The following is a 26,101-nucleotide window of genomic DNA, read 5'->3' on the forward strand; positions in this document are numbered from 1 at the left end:
ATGCAGCATCGCTGCGCCCCGTCTCGCGCCCCGAGGCCAACGGCTCGGGGTTCAGCGCTTCCCGCCGCCGGCTTCATAGCGCCGGCCGCCCGCTGCTCGCCGCGCCCCAAGCGCCACGCGCCGCACCCGCCCATCCGGACAGGTAAGCCAGACGCCATTCCATACTTTTTGTTTCGAAATAAGCGACCCGGACTGATCTTATCAAACCTTTAGGTGAAGCCTACAGTTCGATCAACACCTTTTGGTTTGCACATCCGTCAGCGAATTCGTTACCCCACCTATTCGCCCACCCAAAACATTCAGGAGACATTCATGGCCAAGATGAGAGCCGTCGACGCAGCCGTGCTGGTGCTCGAAAAAGAAGGCATCGACACCGCATTCGGTGTTCCGGGCGCAGCAATCAACCCGTTCTACTCGGCCATGCAAAAGGCAGGCAACATCAGCCACGTGCTGGCACGTCACGTTGAAGGCGCGTCGCACATGGCCGAAGGCTATACGCGCGCCAAGCCGGGCAACATCGGCGTGTGTATCGGCACGTCGGGCCCTGCCGGTACCGACATGATCACCGGTTTGTACTCCGCTCAGGCCGACTCGATTCCTATTCTGGCTATCACGGGCCAGGCACCGCGTGCGCGTCTGTACAAGGAAGACTTCCAGGCCGTCGATATCGAATCGATCGCCAAGCCCGTCACCAAGTGGGCCGTCACCGTGCGTGAGCCGGCGCTGGTGCCGCGCGTGTTCCAGCAGGCGTTCCACCTGATGCGCTCGGGCCGTCCGGGTCCGGTGCTGGTCGACCTGCCGATCGACGTGCAGCTCGCCGAAATCGAATTCGACATCGACACGTACGAGCCGCTGCCGGTCTACAAGCCGAAAGCGACACGTAAACAGATCGAAGCCGCGCTGAAGATGCTCAACGACGCTGAAAAGCCGTTGATCGTGTCGGGTGGCGGTGTGCTCAACGCAGCCGCTGAAGACCTGCTGGTCGAATTCGCCGAAACCGTCGGCGTGCCGGTGATCCCGACGCTGATGTCGTGGGGCGCGATTCCCGACGACCATCCGCTGATGGCCGGCATGGTCGGCTTGCAGACCTCGCACCGCTACGGCAATGCGACGATGCTCGCCTCCGACTTCGCGCTCGGCATCGGCAACCGCTGGGCGAACCGTCACACGGGTAGCGTCGAGGTTTATACCAAGGGCCGTAAGTTCGTGCACGTGGACATCGAGCCGACGCAGATCGGCCGCGTGTTCGGCCCGGACCTCGGCATCGTGTCGGACGCGAAAGCCGCGCTCGAACTGTTCGTTGAAGTGGCGAAGGAATGGAAGGCCGCCGGCAAGCTGAAGGACCGCAGCGCATGGGTCGCCGATTGCCAGCAACGCAAGAAGACGATGCTGCGCAAGACGCACTTCGACAACGTGCCGATGAAGCCGCAGCGCGTGTACGAAGAGATGAACCAGGTGTTCGGCCGCGATACGTGCTACGTGAGCACGATCGGTTTGTCGCAGATCGCCGGCGCGCAATTCCTGCACGTCTACAAGGCACGCAACTGGATCAACTGCGGCCAGGCAGGCCCGCTCGGCTGGACGATTCCGGCAGCGCTCGGTGTGCGTGCAGCAGACCCGCAACGTCCGATCGTCGCACTCTCGGGCGACTACGACTTCCAGTTCATGATCGAAGAACTGGCAGCCGGCGCGCAATTCAAGCTGCCGTACATCCACGTCGTGGTGAACAACTCGTACCTCGGTTTGATCCGTCAGGCACAGCGCGCGTTCGATATGGACTTCTGCGTGCAGCTCGGCTTCGAGAACATCAACGCGCCGGAAATGAACGGTTACGGCGTGGACCACATCGCGGTTGCTGAAGGTCTGGGTTGCAAGGCGATCCGTGTGTTCAAGCCGGAAGAACTCAAGCCGGCCCTGCTGAAAGCGCAATCGATGCTCTCCGAGTTCAACGTGCCTGTGATTGTCGAAGTGATCCTCGAACGTGTGACCAACATTTCGATGGGCACCGAGATCGACGCGATCAACGAGTTCGAAGACCTGGCCGAAAAGCGCCAGGACGCGCCGACGGCAATCAGCATGCTCGACTGAGCGTCCTGACGCGTTGACACGCGCTTTGACACGATGAGCATCACATGAGCGCGGCTCGGCATCACTGAGCCGCGCTCATGAAGTTATTCCACTGACCGACCAGCGAGACACAAGCACCATGCCGAAATTTGCAGCGAATCTCACCATGCTGTTCAACGAAGTCCCGTTCCTCGACCGCTTTGCGGCAGCAGCGGACGCGGGCTTCAACGCCGTCGAATTCCTGTTTCCGTATCCGTATCAGATCGCTGAATTGAGCGAACGTCTGCAGCAGAACCGTCTCAAGCTCGTGCTGCACAACTTGCCCGCGGGCAACTGGGAAGCAGGTGAACGCGGCATCGCGTGCCTGCCGGATCGCGTGGGCGAATTTCAGGAAGGGGTTGGCCGCGCGATCGAATACGCAACCGCCCTGAAAGTGCCGCAATTGAACTGCCTCGTCGGCATTCCGACGGCGGGCGTCGATGCGGACAAGGCGCGCTCGACGATCGTCGACAACCTGCGCTTCGCCGCGGGCGAACTGAAAAAAGCCGGCATCAAGCTGCTGGTCGAGCCGTGCAATTCGTACGACATCCCCGGCTTCGCGCTGAACCGTTCGGGCGAAGGCCTCGACGTGATTCGCGCGGTGGGTTCGGACAATCTGTTCCTGCAATACGACATCTATCACATGCAGCGGATGGAAGGCGAACTCGCGGCGACCATCAAGAAGAACCTGCCGCAGATCGCGCACATCCAGCTCGCCGACAACCCGGGCCGCAACGAACCGGGCACCGGTGAAATCAACTACCCGTTCCTGTTCGACCTGCTCGATTCGCTCGGCTACGAAGGCTACGTCGGTTGCGAATACAAGCCGCGCACGACCACTGCCGCCGGCCTCGGCTGGGTGCAGAGCTTGGCCGGGCAATCCCGCGGCGCAGCCCACGCCGCTGCCTGATCGACCCATTGATCACATCAGGCACACCTCCCCAAACAACACTGGAGATTTAGACACATGGCAAAGATCGGTTTCATCGGCCTCGGCATCATGGGCGCGCACATGGCGCGCAACCTCATCAAGGGCGGTCACACGCTGTTCGTGAATGGCGCGTACCCGGTGCCGGAAGATCTGAGCAAGACGACCACCGTCGTCGCCAATTCGACCGCTGTGGCACAAGCCGCCGACATCGTCATCATCATGGTGCCGGACACGCCTGACGTCGCCAACGTGCTGTTCGCCGACGACGGCGTCGCCGCCGGCCTCACGCAGGGCAAGCTGGTGATCGACATGAGCTCGATCTCGCCGCTCGACACGCAAGCCTTCGCGAAGAAGATCAACGCACTCGGCGCCGACTACCTCGATGCGCCGGTATCCGGTGGCGAAGTCGGCGCGCGTGAAGCGTCGCTGACGATCATGGTCGGTGGTCCGGAAAAGGCTTTCGCATTGGCCAAGCCGCTGTTCGAACTGATGGGCAAGAACATCTCGCTGATCGGCGACAACGGCGCGGGTCAAACCTGCAAGGTCGCGAACCAGATCATCGTCGCGCTGAACATCGAAGCGGTGGCTGAAGCCCTGCTGTTCGCTTCGCGCTCGGGCGCCGATCCGGAGCGCGTGCGTAAGGCATTGATGGGTGGCTTCGCTTCGTCGCGCATCCTCGAAGTGCATGGCGAGCGCATGACCAAGCGCAAGTTCGATCCGGGCTTCCGCATCGAACTGCACCAGAAGGATCTGAACCTCGCACTGGACGGCGCACGCAAGCTCGGCATCGCTCTGCCGCACACGGCGAGCGCGCAACAACTGTTCAGCGTGTGCGCAGCGAACGGCGGCAAGGCATGGGACCACTCGGCAATGGTCCGTGCACTGGAAATCATGGCGAACTACGAAGTCGCGCAAGCGCCGGGTAGCGACGCCAAGGCGGCTTAAGCAGGAACAAGGTTGCCGTGACGGTTGCGATTTCAACGTGACCGTCCTGGCAACCGCAGGTGGGGCGCCCGGTTCGTCGTGCGGCATGCATGGCGGAACGGGCAAATCGTGCCGCTCTGGGCTGAGAGCGGCAAGTGGGGTCCGCAGCGGCACCCGGCGGCGCCGGGGAAGCCTTGGTCGGTCAGACGTCGTCGTCGGGTGTCCGGCTGTCGGATTTCAAATTTATGCGTTTTCCGCCAATCTCTCGCAGCGGCTGCATCATGCACGCCGCCTGCCAGCACCTCTCTGTGCAGGTGTGCTCGCAAGTCCGCTTGCATTTGCTTGCAACTCCGCGCCCGCAGCACGACCTTTTTTGACACATCCCTCCGCGCTTTTCTCCTACACTCGTTGAGTCTGGTTGCTGGCGTATCAGCGTTCACGTGCGGCTTGCCAATCATCGCAGCACATGTGCTCTGTTTCATTCGCCCGATTCGCAACCAGAGTTCAACCCGTGAGCGGAATGTGCTTGCGCCGGTAACCCATCTGCAAAGGATTCAGAATGAGCATCTTTGGTGACATCGTAAACAAGCTCTTCGGCAAAGCGAAGCCCGACCAGCCTGCGCCTGCGGTTGAGCCGACACCGGATCCGGCAGCGGCACAAGCTGCTGCTCCGGACGCTGCACCGGCGCCCGCGCCGCTGGCCGACGTCGACGTCGCTGCCGTCATGGACCAGTTCGTGAGTGAGAGCGGGCAAACGTTGAACTGGCGCACGTCGATCGTCGACACGCTGAAAGCGCTCGGCGTCGACAGCAGCCTCGAGCATCGCAAGCAACTCGCACAGGAACTGAAGTACGACGGCGACACGAACGATTCGGCAAGCATGAACATCTGGCTGCACAAACAGGTGATGCAAGCGCTGGCGGCGAACGGCGGGAAGTTGCCTCCGGATCTGGCGGCCTAACTGCTTGTCGGCGTAGCCTGGTTCCGCCGACAGCGATAAACCTTAAGCTGAAACGACAACGCGGCGCTCGGGTCGATGACCTGGGCGCCGCGTTGTCATTTAAGCTTCATGTGTGGGACACGGTTCTGACTTTGAACCGGGCTGCCCGCGCTCAATCAATCAGTACGTATCGAAAGTCTTCTGCAACGCAACCGGCCCTGTACCGCCCGCGGCCAGTGCGAGCATCAGCAGAACCCGCGCCTTGTACGGATTCAGCGAGCCCGCGCTGATAAAGCCGAGTGCATCGTCCGCAGCCGCGCCGTTGCGCATGACGTGGCCTGAGCCCACGCGCGACGAACGCACCACCGCCACACCTTGCGAGGCTGCGTCGGCCAATGCCTGTTGCATGGTCGCGTGGATCGAGCCATTGCCCGTGCCCGCCACCACAATGCCGCGCACGCCCGCTGCCACCACGGCATCCACGGCGATCCGCGAGACGCCTGCATGGCTCACGACAACCTCCACATGCGGCCACTTCGCACCGATCACGAATTCGGTCGCGAGCGTATGCGGGCGCACCACGCTGCGCTGGAATTCGACGCGGCCGTCCTGCACCCAGCCGAGCGCACCGATCTCCGGAGACTGGAAGGCATCGACGGCATACGTGCTCGTCTTGACCACGTCGCGTGCGCTGTGAATCTTGTTGTTGAAGGCCACCAGCACGCCCTGCCCGCGTGAGCCCACGTTCGCCGCAACCGTCACGGCATTCAGCAGATTCAACGGACCATCGGCGGACAACGCCGATGCCGGGCGCATTGCCGCCGTTAGCACGACCGGCTTGTCCGACTTGATCGTCAGATGCAGCAGATAAGCTGTTTCTTCGAGTGTGTCGGTGCCATGCGTGACCACCACGCCGTCGACGTCATCAGTGGCCAGCAGCGTGTTGATGCGTTGCGCGAGCGTGGTCCACAGCGGCATCGCCATGTCTTTGCTGTCGACGCTCGCAATCTGTTCGGGCGCGATCCGCGCGACCGTGGACAAAGCCGGCACCACGGCGAGCAATTGATCGACGCCGACCACACCTGCCTGGTAGCCGGACGTGTTGGTGGCGTCCGCAGCCGCCCCGGCGATCGTGCCGCCGGTTGCCAGCACGGCGATGCGCGGCAACTGGGGCGTTGCGCCTTCGTTAGAAGGCGTCGCGGAAGAAGAAGTCGAAGTATTCATGGCGCCGATTGTAAGCGATGCGCCGCGCGCCGCCATGCGTGAAAAAATGGATTCCCGTTCGTTTTGAGGTCGCCTCTACGTTCAAACGGCGGATTCAGGTCCGCCGGCGCGCCGCTCGGCCCCACGGGTGAATGCACCCGTGGATCGAGCCGACCCGCGATGGTCCGGCCCGGCCTCAAACCGCCTCGCGCAACTGTGCCGCGATTTCCGCTTCGTTCAACTGCGGCGCGAACATTTCGATCAGCCGGTACGCGTACGCGCGCAGGAACGCGCCCTTGCGCAAGCCGACCCGCGTCGTGCTCGCCTCGAACAGATGCTGCGTATCGAGCGCAACCAGTTCCGTGTCGCGCTTCGGATCGTAGGCCATGGCCGCGACCACGCCGATACCCATGCCGAGTTCGACGTAAGTCTTGATCACGTCGGCATCGATTGCGGTCAACACGACGTCGGGCAACGCGCCCGCTTTCGCGAACGCCTGGTCGATGTGCGAGCGGCCGGTGAAGTCCTGATCGTACGTGACGATCGGGAATTCGGCGATCTCATCGAGCGTCAGATTCTCGCGCCCAACCAGCGGATGGCCCTTGGGTACGACCACGATGTGATGCCACGAATAGCACGGGAACGTGACGATATCCGGGAAGCGGTCGAGCGCCTCCGTCGAAATGCCGATGTCAGCTTCGCCGTTGATGATCATCTGCGCGATCTGTTGCGGGCTGCCCTGGCGCAACGCCAGATGCACCTTCGGGAACACCTCGGTGAATTGACGAATCACCTTCGGCAGCGCGTAACGCGCTTGCGTATGAGTTGTCGCCACGACGAGGTGGCCGCTGTCCTGATCCGCGTATTGACGCGCGACGCGGCGCAGATTCTCCGCGTCGAGCAACATCCGCTCGATCAGCTGATGCACCGCCTTGCCCGGCTCGGTGAGACCCGTCAGACGCTTGCCGCGCCGGATGAAAATATCGACGCCGAGTTCGTCCTCCAGATCCTTGATCTGTTTCGATACGCCCGACTGCGACGTGTACAACACGTTTGCCACCTCAGTCAGATTCATGTTCTGACGCACGGCCTCGCGCACGAAGCGCAATTGCTGGAAGTTCATCTGTATGTCTCCGGTTCTGCCAGAGTTGAGTTATTAGAGTTTGATTGAAACACCGAGTTTTGTTGCACTACTTGTGGCGCGGCTTGTGCCATCGCCTGTAACCCTATTCATTGCGCCGGAAAAACGCGCAACGCGCGCGGCACCGCCGTCACACCATCGCCGATCGCCAGTTGCAGATCGCGCCACGATTCGCGATCGAGTTCCGCTTCGAGCACATTGCCCTCGCGGCCCGCCAGTTCCACACGCACCGAGCCGCCGAGCGTCACCACACGCCGCACATCGACCACAATGCCTTCGCGGTGGCCAGACGCTTGCGGGTACAGCTGCAGATCGTGCGGACGCACATAGGCGAACGCCGGCCCGCTGAAATCAGCCTTGATCGCGACCGGCAGCGCTGCGCCGTCGACCACGAAGCCGCTCGCATCCACCTTGCCATGCAGACGGTTCGCCGCACCGAGGAACTCATAGACGAACGAGGTTTGCGGATGATCGTACACGTCCTGCGGACTGCCCACCTGCTCCACATGCCCGCGATTCAACACGACGATACGATCGGCCACTTCGAGCGCTTCTTCCTGATCGTGCGTAACGAAAATCGTCGAGATATGCAGATCGTCATGCAAACGACGCAGCCAGCTGCGCAACTCCTTGCGCACCTTCGCATCCAGCGCGCCGAACGGCTCGTCGAGCAGCAGCACCTTCGGTTCGACAGCCAACGCGCGCGCCAAGGCAATCCGCTGCCGCTGACCACCCGACAATTCCGAGGGATAGCGTTGCGCGAGCCAGTCGAGTTGCACGAGCTTCAGCAGTTCATGCACCTTCTCGCGAATCACCGCTTCCGAAGGCCGCTCCTTGCGGGGCTTCACACGCAAGCCGAACGCGACGTTCTCGAACACCGTCATATGACGGAACAGCGCGTAATGCTGGAACACAAAACCGACTTCCCGTTCACGCGCGCCGACCGTTGCGACGTCCTGCCCTTGCAGCACAACCTGGCCGCCGTCCGCGTATTCGAGGCCGGCGATCACCCGCAGCAAGGTGGTCTTGCCACAACCCGACGGCCCGAGCAGCGCAACCAGTTCACCCGGCGGAAAGTCGAGCGAAACGTTATCGAGCGCGACGAAATCGCCGAAGCGCTTTTGCAGGTTACGAACGGTGATACCCATTACAGCTCTCCTTGCTTGAGCGGGTGTTGCTGCGATACATGCATTGCATTGACGGACTGTGAAACGAATTGTGAAGCGGACGTCGGCGTGACAGGCCCTGCATACGCAGGCACATCGCGCGCGGCCGACAGTTCCGCCGACATATGGCGCTCGGCGAGCAGTTTCAGACCGAGCGTCACGAGCGCCAGTAAGGCCAGCACCGACGCCACGGCAAAGGCCGCCGAGAAGTTGTATTCGTTATAGAGAATCTCGACGTGCAGCGGCATCGTGTCGGTCTGGCCGCGAATATGGCCGGACACCACCGACACCGCGCCGAACTCGCCCATCGCCCTCGCGTTACACAGAATCACGCCGTACAACAGGCCCCATTTGACGTTCGGCAACGTGACGCGCCGAAAGATCTGCCAGCCCGATGCGCCGAGCACGTGCGCGGCCTCTTCTTCATCGTTGCCTTGCGCCTGCATCAGCGGAATCAGTTCCCGTGCAACGAACGGGAACGTGACGAAGATCGTCGCCAGCACGATGCCCGGCACCGCGAAGATGATCTGCACGTCGTGGTCTTGCAGCCACGGGCCGAACCAGCCCTGCGCGCCGAACATCAGCACGTAGATCAAACCGGAAATCACCGGCGAGACCGAAAACGGCAGATCGATCAACGTGGTCAGCAACGCCTTGCCGCGGAAGTCGAACTTGGCGATACACCATGACGCAGCGAGGCCGAACACGAGATTCAGCGGCACCGCGATTGCGGCCGTGATGACGGTGAGCTTGATGGCCGACAGCGCATCCGGATCGGCCAGCGATTCCAGATAGAAGCCAATGCCCTTGGCCAAGGCCTGATAGAACACGGCGACGAGCGGCACGACGAGAAACAGTGCGAGAAACAGCAACGCGATGCCAGTCAGAATCCAGCGCACGACGGGCGGCTCGGTGACCGGATCGGGCCGGCGCGTGACATTGAGCGGCGCGCGCGGCGCCACGGCAACCGCAACGGCGTCCACGCCATTCGAGGTGTTGCGGCTCATTGCACACCTCCGCCGATCGCCGCCACGCTCGCAACGGCAGGCGCCGGGCCTGCGCCGCCACGACTCGTCCGGCGCTGCAGATACCACTGCAGCGTATTGATCAACAACAGCATCAGGAACGACACCACCAGCATCACGACCGCGATGGCGGTGGCACCGGCGTAGTCGTATTGTTCGAGCTTGGTAATGATCAGCAACGAGGTGATTTCGGATTTCATCGGCACGTTACCGGCGATAAAGATCACCGAACCGTACTCGCCGAGCGCCCGCGCGAACGCCAGCGCGAAACCGGTCAACAAGGCGGGGAACACCGCCGGCAGCACCACGCGGCGGAACGTCAGCCAGCGCGAGGCGCCGAGGCACGCGGCGGCCTCTTCCTGCTCGCGTTCGAACTCTTCGAGCACTGGCTGCACGGTCCGTACGACAAATGGCAAACCGATAAAGGTCAGCGCGACCAGCACACCCACCGGGGTAAAGGCGATCTTGAGGCCGAGCGGTTCGAGAAACTGCCCGATCCAGCCATTGCCCGCATACACCGCCGCGAGCGAGATACCGGCCACCGAAGTAGGCAGCGCGAACGGCAGATCGACCACCGCATCGACGATGCGCTTGAACGGGAACGTATAGCGCACCAGCACCCACGCGACCAGAAAACCAAACAGCGCATTGATCAGCGCGCCGCCGAGGGCCGAGAAAAACGTGAGGCGATACGACGCGAGCACGCGCGGCGAAGTCACCGCGTGCACGAACTGACTCCAGTTGAGCGTGGCGGTCTTGAGAAAGGTCGCTGCAAGCGGAATCAGCACCACGAGGCTCAGATAAGCCACCGTGATGCCGAGTGTCAGGCCAAAACCGGGCAACGCGCTCGGTTTTCGGAAGGTCAACGTCGTCATGCTGAGTACTCTTTCAGGGTTGAGGCCGGTGGCTCTTTTTCCGGCCGCCTGGCTGGCCAGAAAGCGCGCCCCGTGGGCGCGCTTTCTGGCGGGTGTGACTAACGCGTCGAACTGCGGCGTCGAACTGCGGCGTCGAACCGCGCATGTCGTCCAACTGAGTGCCCGTTACTGCGGCGAGTAAATCGAATCGAACACGCCGCCGTCGGCAAAATGCGTCTTCTGTGCGTTCGCCCAGCCACCGAACGAATCGTCCACCGTGTACAGCTTCAGCTTCGGAAACTTCGCGGTCAGCTCGGCCGGAACCTTGTTCGAACGCGGACGGTAGAAGTTCTTCGCAGCGATTTCCTGACCTTGCTCGCTGTACAGGAAGTTCAGATACGCTTCGGCCAGCTTGCGCGTGCCGTGCTTGTCGACCACCTTGTCCACCACCGCAACCGGCGGCTCGGCCAGAATGCTCACCGACGGCACGACGATCTCAAACTTCTCCGGCCCGAATTCCTTCAGCGAGAGAAACGCTTCGTTTTCCCACGCAATCAGCACGTCGCCGATACCGCGTTGCACGAAGCTGGTGGTCGCGCCACGCGCGCCCGAATCCAGCACGCCGGCATTCTTATAGAGCTTGCCGACGAACTCCTTGGCCTTCTGGTCGTTGCCGCCGGGCTGATGTTCGGCATAGGCCCATGCGGCCAGGTAGTTCCAGCGCGCGCCACCCGACGTCTTCGGGTTCGGCGTGACGATCGACACACCCGGCTTGATCAGATCGTCCCAATCCTTGATCTGTTTCGGGTTGCCCTTGCGCACCAGAAACACGATCGTCGACGTGTACGGCGAGGCGTTGTCCGGCAAACGCTTTTGCCAGCTCTTGTCGAGCAAACCCTTGTTAGCCAGCGCGTCGATGTCGTAGGCCAGGGCCAGGGTCACGACGTCCGCCTGCAAACCGTCCAGTACCGAGCGCGCTTGCGCACCCGAACCGCCGTGCGATTGCTTGAAGGTGATCGTCTCGCCCGTTTTCGCCTTCCATTCCTTGCCGAATGCCTGGTTGACGTCCTGGTACAGCTCGCGTGTCGGGTCGTACGACACGTTCAGCAGCGTGGTCTCGGCTGCCTGTGCCTGTGCCACGACGCCGACTGCGGCAATCGTGCCGGCTGCACCGAATGCGAGCGCCGCGATAAGTTTTTTGGTCCTGCCTGCCAGCCCCGTGCCGTGATGTTTCATGTCAACTTTCTCCGCGTTGTGGTCCGCTGAAACAGCGTGTGGTGTTGTTCTGTGTCGCGGTCACGTGCACATGAGCGCCAACTCGAAGGGCAGTCTATCGAAAGGCTTTCATCATTAAAAATAATGTTTCTTCATTCTTTAATACGCAAAAGTGGTAATGACGGCCGGATAAGGCGTTGCGGCACGAAAACGGGGGTTGGGGCATCCGTTTACGGCACTGGAACGCCACCCCGGGCCACGAACTTAAAGTAAAGCTTGAATTGCGCGGAATACTGTATAAAAATACAGTCACCTGTTCATACATACAGTGGCGCCATGACCAAACTTACCGCACGACAGCAGCAGGTTTTCGATTTGATCCGCCGGGCTATAGAACGCACCGGTTTTCCGCCCACTCGTGCGGAGATCGCCGCCGAACTGGGTTTCAGCTCAGCCAACTCGGCAGAAGAACATCTGCGCGCACTAGCTCGCAAGGGTGTGATCGAACTGGCGGCCGGCGCATCGCGCGGCATTCGCCTGCTGGGCGGGGCGGAAGATTCGCCGTACCAGTTCACGCTGCCGCACGCCAGCATCATGCAACTGTCGTTGCCGCTGATTGGCCGGGTTGCCGCAGGTAGCCCGATCCTCGCGCAGGAACATATCTCGCAGCACTACGCGTGCGACCCCGCGCTGTTTTCGAGCAAGCCTGACTACCTGCTGAAGGTGCGTGGGCTGTCCATGCGCGACGCGGGCATCTTCGACGGCGACCTGCTCGCGGTACAGAAGAAAAGCGAAGCCAAAGACGGCCAGATCATCATCGCGCGCCTTGGCGACGACGTGACGGTCAAGCGGTTGAAGCGCCGGCCGAACGGTATCGAGCTGATCGCCGAGAACCCCGATTACGACAACATTTTCGTTGAAACCGGCAGTGCGGACTTCGCACTCGAGGGTATCGCTGTCGGGCTGATCCGCCCGGGCGAGTTCTAACCCCTGCTTGTGCGCCAACCCAAAGCTGCCCCAACGTTGAATCGCCTGGAGAGACTCATGGAACGCCTTGCCCGCCTGCTGCCTTTTCGCCAGTTCGGTCGTTTGCGCCATCTGCGCAAGCTGGTGCCCTGCTCACTGATCGAGGCGTCCTCCGCCAGTACTCCATCGCTGTTCGATGCGCCCGCCGGCGTATCGAGCCTGCCGTCCTCGTTGCCGGCTTTTGCTCGCGTGTCGTTGAATTCGGGACTGAATACGGCTGAACCGGCACGTCGTGCACCGGTGCGCGTCTATCACGGGCCATCGCGGCTGATCATGGTCGGCACAGTAGACGCCGTGTGCCGCATGATCGATCGCTGTATCGCCGACGAGGCCAACGTGCACGGCGCGGTGTTCGAGTCATAAGCTGCACGGCGCGTGGACTGCATTCCACAGCTGCTGTGCGTCGCGCGGCATCCGCGGGGCGACGCCCGGCGTGCGACGCCCGGCGTAAAGCCTCTCGACCGCCCCTCCCTTCTCGGATATCGCATCGCATGGGATCGTTTTCGCGTGGCCGCGGTCCACGTTAGATCACACCTGATAGAGAGTCCCACTCGATGGCAGTTTCAACTCGTACGAAGCGCAGTGCCGCGCGGCCGCTGATCGTCACTTTGATTGTGATTGCGGTGATCGCCGCGTTGGGGTTTGGTTACGCGTCGCCCTACATGGCGCTGAATAACCTCAAACGCGCGGCGGATGCGCGTGATGCGCAAACCGTCAATGAATACGTCGACTTTCCCGCGTTGCGCGAGAGCCTGAAGCAGCAGGTCACCGGCTTGTTAACCCGCCGGCTCGACGCGCACGGCAACGGCAACCCGTTCGCGGCGATTGGCGCAATGATTGGCGTGGCCTTGATCGGTCCGCTGGTCGACGCTTATGCGACACCCGACGGCGTGGCGGCATTGCTGAACGGCATGCCGCCGCGCGGCGATCCGGGCGAACGGCCGCCGGTGCCGCCTGGCGCAGGTGCGCCTGCACCGGAACCCGCACCGCCTGCTGCTGGCAATACGGCCAACGGCACAGCTAATAGCGAGAACAACGCGGCGCCACCGCAACCGCCGCAAACCACTGCGGGCTATCGCAGCCTCAACGAGTTCGCCGTCAACTATCAGCATGGTGCTGGCGACGCACGTTACTCGGCGATCCTGCGGCGCGAGGGTTTGTTCACATGGAAGCTGGCCGCAGTCAATCTGAACGAGTGATCGTCTGGCGAGCGTTATTGACTTGAGCGGACTTGAGCGAATCACAGTCTGGCCGACACGGTCTCCCGGAACGAGCGACCGTTCGGCCCACGTGACCCATTCAGCCCAGTCAGCGCCTCCACCCCACCGTGCGTCAAGCCGCCGCTTGCTGCTGCTCCTGCGCGGAGGAGCACGCCACCAGAATGCTGCACGAGATCCGGTCGAGCAGCGGGGTATTCCCTGCGCCCATCCACCATCTTGACAGACCGGTGCGGCAACGGTGGCCGACCACCACGAGGTCGACATGCAGTTCATTGGCGAGGTTGGCGATCTCGTCGATCGGATGGCCAAACGCAAAATGCCCTTGCGCGGTCACGCCGCGTTCGGTGAGCCAGTCCACTCCTTCCTGCAGGATGTCGCGGGCTGTTTTTTCGAAGCTGCCGCAGGCCACATCGGTCAGCAGGCCCGCGCTTTGCGCAATGCTCGAGCGCATATCCACCACTGACAATAAGTGCGTTTCCGCCTTCAGATCCAACGCCAGGTCGGCGCCGCAACGTAACGCTTTGCGGCCTTCGCGCGAGCCGTCGTAGCACAACAGAATTTTTTGGTAGCTCGCCATGATTTTTCTCCCATCCCGCGAGGAACGCGGTCTTAATGAATCATGGTGCGCCGCAATTCAGGTTGCAAGGGATGGAAAACGCTAAGTGCGCCCTAAACAGGTGCGTGCTGGGTCCAGGGCGAATTTGGGTCACGCTTGAACCTCTGCCGCAGCGCAAGAAACGCTGTTCGGCGCATCGGGCGGCAACCAACACCTCTCTGCCGATGCCATAGAATGAGCGGCCTTACCGGCAATTTGCGTCTTTTCCCGGAGCCTCGATCGATCCATGTCTGAAGCCGCTATTGAATTCCACCAGGTTAAAAAAAGTTACGGCGAGAAGACGGTCGTCGATGGACTGTCGTTTCATGTCAACGCGGGTGAATGTTTTGGTCTCCTTGGCCCGAACGGCGCGGGCAAGACCACCACGTTGCGGATGCTGCTCGGCATTGCCGCACCGGATGCCGGCACGATCCGCCTGTGCGGCGAGCCGATTCCCGGCCGCGCGCGCGTGGCGCGAGCGCGTGTCGGCGTCGTGCCGCAATTCGACAATCTCGATCCCGACTTCACGGTCCGCGAAAACCTGCTGGTGTTCGGCCGCTACTTCGGCCTGAGCGCCGCGCAATGCCGCGCGATGGTACCGTCGCTGCTCGAATTCGCGCGCCTCGAAAGCAAGGCGGATGCACGGGTGAGCGAACTGTCGGGCGGCATGAAGCGGCGCCTCACGCTGGCTCGCGCGCTCGTCAACGACCCCGACGTACTGATCATGGATGAGCCGACCACCGGCCTTGATCCACAAGCGCGCCATCTGATCTGGGAGCGGTTGCGCTCGCTGCTTGCACGCGGCAAGACCATCCTGCTGACCACGCACTTCATGGAAGAAGCCGAACGGCTGTGCCATCGCCTCTGTGTGATCGAGGAAGGACGCAAGATCGCCGAAGGCGCGCCGAGCGCGTTGATCGCATCCGAGATCGGCTGCGACGTGATCGAAATTTTCGGACCCGATCCGGTTGCTTTGCGCGATGAATTGGCGCCGCTTGTCGAGCGCACCGAGATCAGTGGCGAGACGCTCTTCTGCTATGTGAACGACGCTCAGCCGGTGCATGCCCGGCTCAAGCAACGCGCCGATCTGCGCTACCTGCATCGTCCGGCGAATCTGGAAGACGTGTTCCTGCGTCTGACCGGGCGTGAGATGCAGGACTGACGCGAATCGACATCGGCTCAGCTCGCAATCCTCCACAGCTATAACGACACGGCAAGAGATACGCAATGGACGCACGCACTTACGAAACTCACGGCGAGGCACCCTTGAAGCAGGAAACCTTCGCTGCTTTCCCCGCCAATGCCGTGAACTGGATTGCGGTTTGGCGCCGCAATTATCTGGTCTGGCGGAAGCTCGCAATTGCTTCGATGTTCGGAAATCTTGCCGATCCGATGATCTATCTGTTCGGCTTGGGTTTCGGGCTTGGGCTGATGGTCGGGCACGTCGACGGCGTGTCGTATATCGCGTTTCTGGCTGCGGGCACGGTGGCATCGAGCGTGATGATGTCGGCGAGTTTCGAGTCGATGTATTCGGGCTTTTCGCGCATGCACGTGCAGCGCACGTGGGAGGCGATCATGCATACGCCGCTGACGCTCGGCGACATTGTGCTCGGCGAGGTGATCTGGGCGGGTAGCAAGTCGATGCTATCGGGCGCGGCGATCATGCTGGTCGCGGGAGCGCTCGGCTATGCGAGTTTTCCGTCGATGCTGCTGGCGCTGCCGGTGATCGTGCTAACGGGGCTCGCATTCGCGAGTATCGCGATGGTGGTGACGGCGCTCGCGCCGTCGTATGACTTCTTTATGTTTTACCAGACCTTGGTGTTGACGCCGATGTTGCTGTTGTCCGGGGTGTTCTTTCCCATTTCGCAGTTGCCCGCTGCGGCGCGGGTGGTGACTGAATTGTTGCCTTTGGCGCATGCAGTCGATCTGATTCGGCCGGCTATGCTTGGGCGGCCTGTTGACGGGGCTGTTTTGCACGTTGCCGTGCTGGCGGCTTATGCGGTGGGTGGGTTTGTGGTTTCGGCGGTTTTGTTTCGGCGCAGGATGATGAAATAGAGGTGGGGGCCTTCGGCCAGGTTTTTTTCGCGTGGCGGGTGAAGGGTTTTTTTGCTTCGTGGTGCTTTCTGTCTGCCTACGGCGTTGGTCTTTCGTTGATCTGTTAGCTTGCTCGGCGATTGTTCGTCTGTACGCCTGCGGCGTTGGGCTTTTCTTGAGCTGGTTACCTGCGCGGCGCTTGTTCGTCTGTGTGCCTGCGGCGTTGGCCTTTCCTAGAATTCTTATTGGTTTATTAGCGTTGCCCCTGTGCGGGGCGGCACCTACTTCTCTTTGCCGGCCGCAAAGAGAAGTAGGCAAGAGAAAGCGGCTCAAACCGCAAATTCTTAAGCGGGCCCCTCGCACAGTCGCGGTAGTGGTGCATCTGGAATCCGTGCCCTCGCACATTTGGCGTGGGTGACAAAGCAGTCATGCTTCCCGCCTCGCACTACGTGCTCGCCGGAAGGGTTCATCGTGCAAACCCATGGCTTCGTTTGGGTTCGGTGGGAGCCATCGGCTTCGCCTCGGCGAAGCGCTCAAGTATTCAAAGGGCAAGTTCCACTAGCAAATGAAAGTGCGAATATACAGCCCGAATGAAACGCCGGCGCGTCACCGTCACCGTGGCAGTGGCAGCGGCAGCGGCAGCGGCAGCGGCAGAGTTGATGCGACTGCCGGCCACGGTTCTGTGACAAACCGCGGGAACCAGAACACAACGGACGGTTTTATGAAATGCCCTTCGGCGCGCGCAGCGCGCGCCGGAAGTATGACTGCCTTGTCACCAGGGCCGAATGTGCGAGGGCACGGATTCCAGATGCACCACTACCGCAACTGCGCGGGGGACCCGCTTAAGAATTAGCGGTTTGAGCCGCTTTCTCTTGCCTACTTCTCTTTGCCGCCGGCAAAGAGAAGTAGGTGCCGCCCCGCACAGGGGCAACGCTAATAGACCAATAAGAAAACAAGGAAAGGCCAACGCCGCAGGCATACAGAAACAAGCGCCGCGCTGGCAAAGAAATCAACTCTTAACCACAACAGGCCCCACAACCTCATACGCCGCAAGGCCAAAAACCGAAACACACAACCCAGCCCGCGCAGCGTTATTCCGCACAGAAACCCCCATTTGATGCCGCGCGGCGATCCGCGACACGATCGCCAACCCAAGCCCGCTACCCTCCCCCTGGGCTTCCTCACCGCGATAAAACCGATCGAAAACCCGCTCGATTTCCGCCTCCGGTATCCCGGACCCGCTATCCACCACATCAAACCCCACCCGCTCGCCAGCACGCTTCAGAATCACATCCACGCGCCCACCTCGCGGCGTATGCCGAATCGCGTTGTTGATCAGATTCCCCAACAGAACACTCATGCCGTGCGGCTCAGCCAGCACCGTATAAGCATCGTAGCCCGCCCGAGCGTCTTCACACTCCAGCCCAAGATCGATCTCCTTCGTCTCCGCGAGCAGCGAAAGATCCCCCACCGCCTGCTCGCCAATCCGGCGCAAACTCACCGGCACCATCGACGTCACCGGATGCGCATCCTCACGCGCCAGCGTCAACAACTGCTGCACCAGGTGAATGATCCGGTTGACTCGCCCCTCGACGCGCTCGAGCGCTTGCCCCTCGCCCTTTAACGAGCCATCGCGGGAAGCCGCCTGCAATTGCAGCTTCAGCGCGGCAAGCGGCGAGCGCAACTCGTGCGCGGCATCGGCGATAAACGTACGCTGCGCCTGCGACGCAATGTTCAGCCGCTGCAGCAGATCGTTGAGCGCTTCCACCAACGGTTTGATTTCGACCGGCACGGCGCCGTCCAGACGCAATGGCTCCAGCGAATCGATCGAACGGGTCGACAGTGCGCGCGTCAGCCCGCCAATCGGCGCCAGCCCCTTTGCCACCACCAGCAGCACCAGCACGATCGTCACCGGCACCAGCACGCCGAGCGGCCACAGCGTATGCAGCGCCAGTTGCAACGCGAGGTCCTCGCGCACGGAGATCGGCTGCGCAACCTGGATATAACGGTCTCGCTGTTCCAATCCGAATGCACGCCAGTGACTCTCGCCACGCTCGACCGTGCCGAAGCCAGCAGGCAAACGCGAGAATACCGGCGCCTGCGTCGAGTGATAGATGAGATTGCCGGACCGGTCCCAGATCTCGATCACGACCCGGTCATCGGCCAGATCGCCCAGGTCAGGATTGCGATGCTCGCCGTCGCTCGCACCAGCCAGATTCGACGGCAACGACAGCGCCACCGTGTGCAGCTCGTAGTCGAACAGTTCGCTCGCTTCTTCGCGCGCGGTGTGAAAGATGCCGAACCCGGCCACGCCCGAGGCCGCGGCCAGCCCGAAAATCAGCCAGCCCAGCAGCCAGCGGCGAATCGACGTCATCAGCACCTCTTCAAACGGTAGCCCACGCCGCGCACGGTCACCACCTGCTCCGCGCCGATCTTACGCCGCAAGCTGTGCACGTGCACTTCGATGGTGTTGCTGCCCACCTCCTCGCCCCAGCCATATAGCTTCTCTTCCAGCGCAGCCTTGGTGAACACGCGCGTGGGCTCTTCGATCAGCGCCTGCAGCAACGCGAACTCGCGCGGCACGAGCGGCAGCACTTCCCCGCCTTTGGTGACTTCGTGCGCCGCCGGATCGAGTGTGAGCTCGCCGTGCGCATAGATGGGTTGCTTCTGCCCGGTGCGCCGCCGCAAGAGCGCGCGTACCCGCGCGGCCAGCTCGTCGAGGTCGAATGGTTTGATCAGGTAATCGTCAGCGCCCGCATCGAGGCCACGAATCCGCTCCTCGACCGCGTCACGCGCGGTCAGGATGATCACCGGCGCAGCCCCCCCGCTCTTGCGATAGGTATTGAGCACGTCGATGCCGTCCTTCTTCGGCAAGCCGAGATCGAGAAGCACGAGGTCGTACACGCCGTTACCCAGCGACAGTTCCGCCGCGCGGCCATCTTCGGCCCAGTCGATCGCGTAGCCGGAGCGGCGCATCGCGCCCAATACCGTCTCCGCAATCATGTCGTCGTCTTCGACCAGTAGCAGACGCATGGCCTCTCCTCTTTCCAGTTTGCCCGCATTGTCCGGCCCGTTAGCTTAACGCTTCCTTATGCGTTCCTTATCGGACGCTTAGGGGACGCTGAAGGGAGGCTTAGGGGACGCTTAATGTCCGTTAAGCGTTCCTTAAGCTCCACATCATCAGAATCGGCACCTGTTCTGCGACATCCGCTCGCGGCTGTCCCACCTATTGTTCAGGAGCCGGATTTTGCCCGTTTTCAACGCCGCCGCAGCGGCCATTTCAGCGGCTACCTCGACAGCGAGGCGACCGGCGAAGCCGACGGCGGCCTCAGCGGCCACCTCAGCGGCGACGTTGGCTGCTACCTTGGCGGCCAGATTCCCGGCCAGATTCGCGTCTGCATTTTCGGCCGACCCTGCGGCACGATTGCGCGTGCTCGTGCCCCTCTGCGCGATGCTGCTAGGCGGGTGCACGTGGTATCACCGCGAACCGCTCGCGCCGCAGGATACGTCAACCTCGGCCCGTTCGCTCGAACGCATCCAGATCGATCCGTCCACCATGCCGCTACCCGAACTGGCCGCGCATCGCTTCGATCCGTCCGACGGGTTCGACATCGACGACGTCGCGATGCTGGCGGTGGCGAACAATCCCGACCTGAAGCTGGCCCGCGACGATCTCGGCATCGCCCGGGCGCAGGCTTATTCAGCCGGACTGCTGCCCGACCCGCAACTGAGCGTATCGAGCGATTATCCGGGCGCGGCCGGCTTCACGCGCGCGTTCAATTATGGTCTGAGCATCGACGTGATGGCGATCGTGCTGCGCAGCGCAAACAAGCAATCCGCCGACGCGACGGTGGCCAAGACCGATCTCGGGCTGCTGTGGCAAGAATGGCAGATCGTCGCCCAGGCGCGGCAGTTGTTCATCAAGACGCACTTTCAGCAGGACACGCTGCCGCTGCTGCAACAGCAGCGCGACCTCGCGCGCACGCGCTACGAGCGCATGGCCGAAGCGCACCGTGACGGCAATCTGACCGACGACACGCTGACCGCCGCGCTTACCGCATACAGCGACGCACGCAAGCAATACACCGACGCCGAACGGGCTGCGGAACAGACTCATCACGATCTGAACGCGCTGCTCGGCCTCTCGCCTGACGTGCAACTGAAACTCACCGGCAGCGAAGACACGACCGAACTGCCCGACGCAACGCTCGATGCAGCGCTCGCCCAACTCGCACAGCGCCGTCCGGACCTGATCGCGCTGCAAGCGGGCTATGAAGCGCAGGAGCAGAAATACCGCGCTGCGATTCTCAGCCAGTTCCCGAGCCTGTCGGTCGGTTTCGTGCGGGCGCGAGACACCTCGAACATTTACACCAGCGGCTTCCAGATCAATCTGAGCCTGCCCATCTTCAACCGTAATCAAGGCAACGTGGCGATCGAAAAAGCGACGCGTCAGCGCCTGCACGACGAATATCAGTCACGCCTGAACCAGGCGTATGCCGATGTCGCCCATCTGCGGGCGGACAGCGTGATTCTCGCGCGACAGTTGCAGCAGACCGAAGCCGCACTGCCCGACGTCGACCTCGCCGCGCAGCACGCGGCCGCGGCCTACGCGCAGCACAACCTCGTGCTCGGCGCCTACACCGATGCAGAAAGCGCCGCGCTCACCAAACGTGTCGACGTCGCCACGCTGCGCGAATCGCTCGCCGAACAACGCGTCGGCCTGCAAGCGCTATTGGGCAGCGCGATCCCCGACGCCTTTTCCTCCGCTCAGACCTTCACCGAAACTCATGCGAAATAGCCTACTGTCGGCGCGGCGGCCGCGCATCGCCTCTTATGCGATTGCCCTTGCCTGCGTCGCGCTCACGAGCACCACCGTGCATGCGGCCGGTGCGGCCAATGCGTCCGCCGGCGACGATGCGGCCGACCAAGCCGTCGTATCGGTGCAAACAGTGCAGGTGCAGCGCGCCGTCATCGCACAACCGGTCCGCGCCTATGGCATCGTCGCGGCATCCGCGTCGAATCTGACCACGGTCAATCTGCCGTACCTCGCGCATATCGTGCAGATGCGCGTGCAGGCCGGCCAGAGCGTGACGCGCGGCACGCCGCTTTTTGTCGTGCAAGCCGACCCTGCCGCGGTGCTCGCCGCCAACCAGGCGAAAAGCGCCGTGACGCTGGCGCAAGGCGAACTGGCGCGCACGCAATCGCTGTACGACAAAGGGCTCGCCACGCAATCGCAACTCGCCACGGCCCGCAAGGCCGTTGAGGACGCGCAGCAGGCGCTCGCCGCGCAGAACCAGACGGGTGTCGCGAACGGTCACAAAGTCATCGCGGCGCCGATCGACGGCGTGGTTTTGCAGATATCGGCGGCACAGGGCGATCAGGTGCAGCCCGGTGCCGCGATCCTGCAACTGACCACCGGCAGCGGCAACGGCAAGGACGCACGGGCGAACGTCATGCTCGGCGTCGAACCGTCGGACGTCCCCGCTATCCATGCCGGCGACACGGTCACGCTGCACGGCCTGTCCACCACGCTCGCGAAGGCCGCGGTGGATGGCCGTGTGGTGCTGGTCGGGGCATCGGTCGATCAGCAAAGCCAACTCGTCAACGTCGGCGCGAACGTCCCGCTCGGACAGACCGCATTCATTCCGGGCACGCGAGTTAGCGCCGATATCGCGACGCGCAGCGGCACGCATTGGGTCGTGCCGCGTGCCGCCGTCCTGAAAGACGACAAAGGCGCGTACGTGTTCCAGATCACGCCGCAAAACAAGGCGCGCCGCGTGGCGGTGGTCACGCAGATCGAGAACGGCGACCGCTACGGCGTGGACGGCCCGATCGACGGCGCACAAGGCCTCGTCGTCAGCGGCAACTATGAGTTGAAGGACGGCATGGCGGTGCGCGATAGCGGAGGCGCGCCACGATGAATTTCGGTCAATGGATGCAGAAGCACCGGCGCTCGCTGCTGTTCGTGATCGCGTTGCTGGCGATCGCGGGCGCACTGACCGCGTTTCGCCTGCCGATCTCGCTGTTCCCGAACGTCGCGTTTCCGCGCGCCGTTGTCTCGCTCGACGCGGGCGACCGTCCCGCTGAACAGATGGCCACGCTCGTCACGATGCCGGTCGAAGAAGCACTGCGGCGCGTGCCGAACGTACGCGACGTCGAATCGACCACGAGCCGCGGTTCGGCGGAAATCTCGATCAATTTCGACTGGGGCACCGACATGGCGCAAGCCACGTTGCAGGCGCAGTCGGCAATCAGCGAGATTCTCGCGACGCTTCCGCAAGGCACTTCGATGCAGGTCCGTCGCATGGACCCGACCGTGTTCCCGGTGCTCGCGTATAGCCTGACATCGAAACAGCAATCGCTGTCGGCGCTGCGCGATCTCGCGCAGTTCCAGATGCGGCCGTTGCTGTCGTCAGTGGAAGGCGTGGCGCGCGTCGAGGTAACGGGCGGCGCGCAGGACGAGTTTGAAGTCGCGATCGATCCGGCGCGCCTCGCCGCCTACAAGATCTCGCTCCCGGATGTGTCGAAAGCGATCGGCGCGAGCAACGTGCTGATGGCCGCTGGCCGCATCGAGGATCATGACAAGTTGTACCTCGTGATTGCCAACACCACGATCACGCAACTCGACGAACTGCGCAACGTGGTGGTGTCGGCCAGCGGCGCGACGCAAATCCGCCTCGGCGACATCGCGACAGTCCATCAAGGCGTCGTGCCGCAATGGATGCGCGTCACGGCCGACGGCCAGGACGCCGTGCTGCTCAACGTCTACCAGCAGCCAGGCGCGAACAGCGTGGCGATGGCCAAGGCGATCCGTGCGAAGCTCGCCGCCTTCCAGCATCAGATGCCGGCGGGCGTGCATCTCTCGAACTGGTACGACCAGAGCGAACTGGTGATCGCCTCAGCGACCAGCGTGCGCGACGCGATCATGATCGGCGTCGTGCTGGCCGCGTTCACGCTGTTTGCCTTCCTGCGTAACTGGAAGATCACCGTGATTGCGGTCGCGCTGGTGCCGGTTGTGATGGCCGCGACGATCCTGCTGCTCGACGTGTTCGGCATGGGCTTCAACATCATGACGCTCGGCGGGATGGCCGCCGCGGTCGGGCTCGTGATCGACGACGCCATCGTGATGATCGAACACATCGTGCGACGCATGCGCGAAGGCGGCGCGCACCAGTTTCACGGCCGCGTGATGACGGCGGCGCTCGAATTCACACGGCCGCTTGCCGGTTCGTCGGCGGCCACGCTGATCATTTTCGTGCCGCTCGCGTTTCTGTCGGGCGTGACGGGCGCGTTCTTCAAGGCGCTCTCCGTGACGATGGCAAGCGCCCTGTTCATTTCGTTTCTCGTCACGTGGCTCGCGGTGCCGATTCTGTGCGACCGCTGGCTGAAGCCCAAAGACGCCGAAGAGCACAAGGAAACCCGCTTCGCTTCATGGATGAACCGGCGCTACGGCTATCTGATCGAGCGCGTGACGGCACGCCCGATTCTCGTGCTGCTCGGCGTGCTGCCGTTGATCGTGGTGGCTGCGTTCGCCTTCACGCGGGTGGGCAGCGGTTTCATGCCGAGCATGGACGAAGGCGGTTTCGTGCTCGACTATCACACCGACCCGGGCACGTCCGTGACGGAAACCGACCGGTTGATGAAGCAGATCGAAGGCATCATCCGCACGAATCCGAATGTCGCGACTTACTCGCGCCGCACCGGCGCCGGTCTCGGCGGCGATCTGAACGAGCCCAACAAGGGCGACTTCTTCGTGCGGCTGAAATCGAGCGGCCGTGAGCCAATCGAAACGGTGATGGAAGAGATCCGTTCGAAGATCGAGACGCAGGTGCCGGGCGAGAGCATCGAGCTCGCGCAACTGATGGAAGACCTGATCGGCGACCTGACCGCGGTGCCGCAACCGGTGCAGATCAAGATCTATTCGGATGACCAGAACACGCTCGCCACTACCGCGCGCAAGGTGGCCGCGCAGATCGGCAAGATTCAGGGCGTGGTGGACGTCAACGACGGCATCAACCCCGCAGGCGACGCGCTCGAACTGCACATCCGGCCGGAGGCCGCGGCGGCTGAGGGCATGGACCCGCAGTCGATTGCGCAGGCCGTGTCCGACATGGTGGAAGGCAACGTTGCGACGCAGTTCCAGACCGGGCCGAAGACGGTGGGCGTACGGGTGCTTGTGGCAGGCGCACTGAAGCTAACCGATACGCAACTGGGGCAGTTGCAGATTCGCGCACCGGACGGCCATCTGTTCGCGCTGAATCGTGTTGCCGATCAGGTGACGGTGACCGGCCAGCCGGAGATCAGCCGTGACAACCTCAAGCGGATGGTGGCGGTGACGGCACGAATCGATGGCCGCGATCTGGGCTCGACGATCGCCGACGTGCAGAAGGTGCTGGGTGACAGGAGCTTGTTGCCGACTGGTGTGTATTACGAGTTGGGCGGGTTGTACCAGCAACAACAGATTGCCTTCAAGGGGTTGTTGACCGTGTTCGGTGCCGCGATTGCGCTGGTGTTTGGGTTGCTGCTGTTTCTGTACGAGCGCTTCCGCGTTGCGCTGGCGGTGATGGCGATGCCGTTGCTAGCAGCGGGCGCGGTGTTTATTGGGTTGTGGATGACCGGTATCGAGTTGAATATCTCCGCGATGATGGGGATGACGATGATTATCGGTATCGTGACTGAGGTGGCGATATTTTATGTATCGGAGTTGCAGGGGCTGATTCGGGATGAAGGTGTTGGGTTTGAGGAAGCGCTGATCGCGGCTGGGCGGAATCGGTTGCGGCCAATTGCCATGACGACTATTGCGGCTATTTTGGCGTTGCTGCCGCTTGCGTTTGCCCTTGGGCAGGGGGCGGCTATGCAGCAGCCTTTGGCGGTTGCCATTATTTCTGGGTTGATTGTGCAGTTGCCGTTGGTGTTGTTGCTTTTGCCTGTGGTGTTGAAGGTGTTGATGAAGAAGCAGGCTATTTAAAATTGGGGTTTTTGCCTGCTCGGCGTTTGTTTCTGTATGCCTGCGGCGTTGGCCTTTCCTTGATCTGTTTGCCTGCTCGGCGCTTGTTCGTCTGTTTGCCTGCGGCGTTGGCCTTTCCTTGATTTGTTATTGGTCTATTAGCGTTGCCCCTGTGCCAGGCAAAAGAAAGCGGCTCACACCGCTAATTCTTAAGCGGGTCCCCTGGCTTGGAGGGGGCAGTGGTGCATCTGGAATCTGTGTTCTCGCACATTCGGCGCCAGTGACAAGGCAGTCATACTTCCGGCGGCGCTGCGCGCGCCGAAACCCACTTCCTAAAACCGCCCGCAGCGGTTTAGTGTTCGCGCTTCGCTCAACGCTGCGGCTCGCCGTTGCATCGCCACCGCGACCAAATCTGCCACCGCAACTGGGGCCGGGGCCTGCGGCTAAAGCTGCCACGCAGCCGACATTTCATTCGAAGTAGGGGTTCGCGCATGATTGCAGAGGCGCTTCGCCGAGGCGAAGCCGATGGCCCCCACCGCCCCCGAACGAAGCCCCTGGTTTCCCTGGCAGACCCATCCGCGACGCACGCAGTGCGGAGTGGGAGCTGATGAGCGCTTTGTCGCCAACGCCGAATGTGCGAGGGCACGGATTCCAGATGCACCACTACCGCGACTGCGCGGGGGACCCGCTTAAGAATTAGCGGGGTGAGCCGCTTTCTTTGCTTATCTTTCTTTGCGGCGGCAAAGAAAGTAAGTGCCGCCCCGCACAGGGGCA

At 62.3% G+C, this 26,101-nt stretch carries 21 protein-coding genes; 12 read left to right on the forward strand and 9 right to left on the reverse strand.

Annotated elements, in window-relative coordinates:
• Positions 1-312 precede the first annotated feature (312 nt).
• From gcl to GNZ12_RS28285, 4 genes are all read left to right on the forward strand, one after another.
• Entirely contained in the window at positions 313-2,088 is a 1,776-nt protein-coding gene (gcl, locus tag GNZ12_RS28270) for a glyoxylate carboligase (RefSeq protein WP_172315475.1), read from the forward strand.
• Positions 2,089-2,206: 118 nt separating this feature from the next.
• A complete protein-coding gene (gene hyi / locus GNZ12_RS28275) occupies positions 2,207-3,016 on the forward strand; it encodes a hydroxypyruvate isomerase (RefSeq protein WP_172315476.1) in 810 nt (269 codons plus the stop codon).
• Positions 3,017-3,073: 57 nt separating this feature from the next.
• On the forward strand, positions 3,074-3,982 hold the full coding sequence (locus GNZ12_RS28280; protein ID WP_172315477.1) for a 2-hydroxy-3-oxopropionate reductase: 909 nt from the start codon (positions 3,074-3,076) through the stop codon (positions 3,980-3,982).
• A 538-nt stretch (positions 3,983-4,520) separates the two neighbouring features.
• A complete protein-coding gene (locus GNZ12_RS28285; protein ID WP_172315478.1) occupies positions 4,521-4,922 on the forward strand; it encodes a DUF3597 domain-containing protein in 402 nt (133 codons plus the stop codon).
• A 159-nt stretch (positions 4,923-5,081) separates the two neighbouring features.
• Here GNZ12_RS28285 and GNZ12_RS28290 read toward each other — a convergent pair whose 3' ends face one another.
• The 6 genes from GNZ12_RS28290 to GNZ12_RS28315 all read right to left on the reverse strand — a co-directional run bounded on the left by GNZ12_RS28290 (position 5,082) and on the right by GNZ12_RS28315 (position 11,526).
• Positions 5,082-6,125 (reverse strand): asparaginase, encoded by a 1,044-nt coding sequence (locus tag GNZ12_RS28290; protein ID WP_172315479.1) that lies wholly within the window; start codon positions 6,123-6,125, stop codon positions 5,082-5,084.
• A gap of 175 nt (positions 6,126-6,300) precedes the next feature.
• Complete coding sequence (locus GNZ12_RS28295) at positions 6,301-7,227, reverse strand: CysB family HTH-type transcriptional regulator (RefSeq protein ID WP_074284329.1); 927 nt, start codon at positions 7,225-7,227, stop codon at positions 6,301-6,303.
• A gap of 107 nt (positions 7,228-7,334) precedes the next feature.
• Positions 7,335-8,393, reverse strand: a complete 1,059-nt coding sequence (locus GNZ12_RS28300; RefSeq protein ID WP_120291561.1) for a sulfate/molybdate ABC transporter ATP-binding protein — start codon at positions 8,391-8,393, stop codon at positions 7,335-7,337.
• Positions 8,393-9,418, reverse strand: coding sequence for a sulfate ABC transporter permease subunit CysW (cysW, locus tag GNZ12_RS28305; RefSeq protein ID WP_172315480.1), 1,026 nt, complete (start codon positions 9,416-9,418; stop codon positions 8,393-8,395). The genes GNZ12_RS28300 and cysW overlap by 1 nt, the downstream gene beginning before the upstream one ends.
• Entirely contained in the window at positions 9,415-10,311 is an 897-nt protein-coding gene (gene cysT / locus GNZ12_RS28310; RefSeq protein WP_172315481.1) for a sulfate ABC transporter permease subunit CysT, read from the reverse strand. Before cysT ends, cysW begins: the two co-directional genes overlap by 4 nt.
• Positions 10,312-10,476: 165 nt before the next feature.
• Positions 10,477-11,526, reverse strand: coding sequence for a sulfate ABC transporter substrate-binding protein (locus tag GNZ12_RS28315; RefSeq protein WP_172315482.1), 1,050 nt, complete (start codon positions 11,524-11,526; stop codon positions 10,477-10,479).
• 315 nt (positions 11,527-11,841) lie between these two features.
• On the opposite strand from GNZ12_RS28315, the gene lexA reads away from it, so the two are divergent.
• The 3 genes from lexA (at position 11,842) to GNZ12_RS28330 (ending at position 13,730) form a co-directional block, all read left to right on the forward strand.
• Positions 11,842-12,492, forward strand: coding sequence for a transcriptional repressor LexA (gene lexA / locus GNZ12_RS28320; RefSeq protein ID WP_120348284.1), 651 nt, complete (start codon positions 11,842-11,844; stop codon positions 12,490-12,492).
• 57 nt (positions 12,493-12,549) lie between these two features.
• Complete coding sequence (locus tag GNZ12_RS28325; protein WP_172315483.1) at positions 12,550-12,894, forward strand: hypothetical protein; 345 nt, start codon at positions 12,550-12,552, stop codon at positions 12,892-12,894.
• Between the two features lie 191 nt (positions 12,895-13,085).
• Entirely contained in the window at positions 13,086-13,730 is a 645-nt protein-coding gene (locus GNZ12_RS28330) for a DUF2939 domain-containing protein (protein WP_172315484.1), read from the forward strand.
• Between the two features lie 133 nt (positions 13,731-13,863).
• Here GNZ12_RS28330 and GNZ12_RS28335 read toward each other — a convergent pair whose 3' ends face one another.
• Entirely contained in the window at positions 13,864-14,328 is a 465-nt protein-coding gene (locus GNZ12_RS28335; protein WP_074284336.1) for a universal stress protein, read from the reverse strand.
• 265 nt (positions 14,329-14,593) lie between these two features.
• On the opposite strand from GNZ12_RS28335, the gene nodI reads away from it, so the two are divergent.
• Together nodI and GNZ12_RS28345 are read left to right on the forward strand one after the other, a co-directional pair.
• Positions 14,594-15,508, forward strand: coding sequence for a nodulation factor ABC transporter ATP-binding protein NodI (nodI, locus tag GNZ12_RS28340; RefSeq protein ID WP_172315485.1), 915 nt, complete (start codon positions 14,594-14,596; stop codon positions 15,506-15,508).
• A gap of 65 nt (positions 15,509-15,573) precedes the next feature.
• Positions 15,574-16,401 (forward strand): ABC transporter permease, encoded by an 828-nt coding sequence (locus GNZ12_RS28345; RefSeq protein ID WP_172315486.1) that lies wholly within the window; start codon positions 15,574-15,576, stop codon positions 16,399-16,401.
• Between the two features lie 988 nt (positions 16,402-17,389).
• On the opposite strand, the gene GNZ12_RS28350 is transcribed toward GNZ12_RS28345, so the two are convergent.
• Together GNZ12_RS28350 and GNZ12_RS28355 are read right to left on the reverse strand one after the other, a co-directional pair.
• Positions 17,390-18,754, reverse strand: a complete 1,365-nt coding sequence (locus GNZ12_RS28350) for an ATP-binding protein (protein WP_172315487.1) — start codon at positions 18,752-18,754, stop codon at positions 17,390-17,392.
• Entirely contained in the window at positions 18,754-19,413 is a 660-nt protein-coding gene (locus GNZ12_RS28355) for a response regulator (protein ID WP_172315488.1), read from the reverse strand. Before GNZ12_RS28355 ends, GNZ12_RS28350 begins: the two co-directional genes overlap by 1 nt.
• 397 nt (positions 19,414-19,810) lie before the next feature.
• Between GNZ12_RS28355 and GNZ12_RS28360 the strand changes: the two genes are divergently transcribed.
• Genes GNZ12_RS28360 through GNZ12_RS28370 form a run of 3 tightly spaced genes read left to right on the forward strand, consistent with a single transcriptional unit; the run spans position 19,811 to position 25,348 of the window.
• Positions 19,811-21,178 (forward strand): TolC family protein, encoded by a 1,368-nt coding sequence (locus GNZ12_RS28360; protein ID WP_328806083.1) that lies wholly within the window; start codon positions 19,811-19,813, stop codon positions 21,176-21,178.
• Complete coding sequence (locus tag GNZ12_RS28365; protein WP_172315489.1) at positions 21,168-22,301, forward strand: efflux RND transporter periplasmic adaptor subunit; 1,134 nt, start codon at positions 21,168-21,170, stop codon at positions 22,299-22,301. The genes GNZ12_RS28360 and GNZ12_RS28365 overlap by 11 nt, the downstream gene beginning before the upstream one ends.
• Positions 22,298-25,348 carry an efflux RND transporter permease subunit gene (locus GNZ12_RS28370; protein ID WP_172315490.1) on the forward strand — a complete coding sequence of 1,017 codons (3,051 nt, stop codon included), beginning with the start codon at positions 22,298-22,300 and terminating at the stop codon, positions 25,346-25,348. Before GNZ12_RS28365 ends, GNZ12_RS28370 begins: the two co-directional genes overlap by 4 nt.
• Positions 25,349-26,101 lie beyond the last annotated feature (753 nt).

It is taken from the genome of Paraburkholderia solitsugae, from assembly GCF_013177695.1.
Classification (GTDB): domain Bacteria; phylum Pseudomonadota; class Gammaproteobacteria; order Burkholderiales; family Burkholderiaceae; genus Paraburkholderia; species Paraburkholderia solitsugae.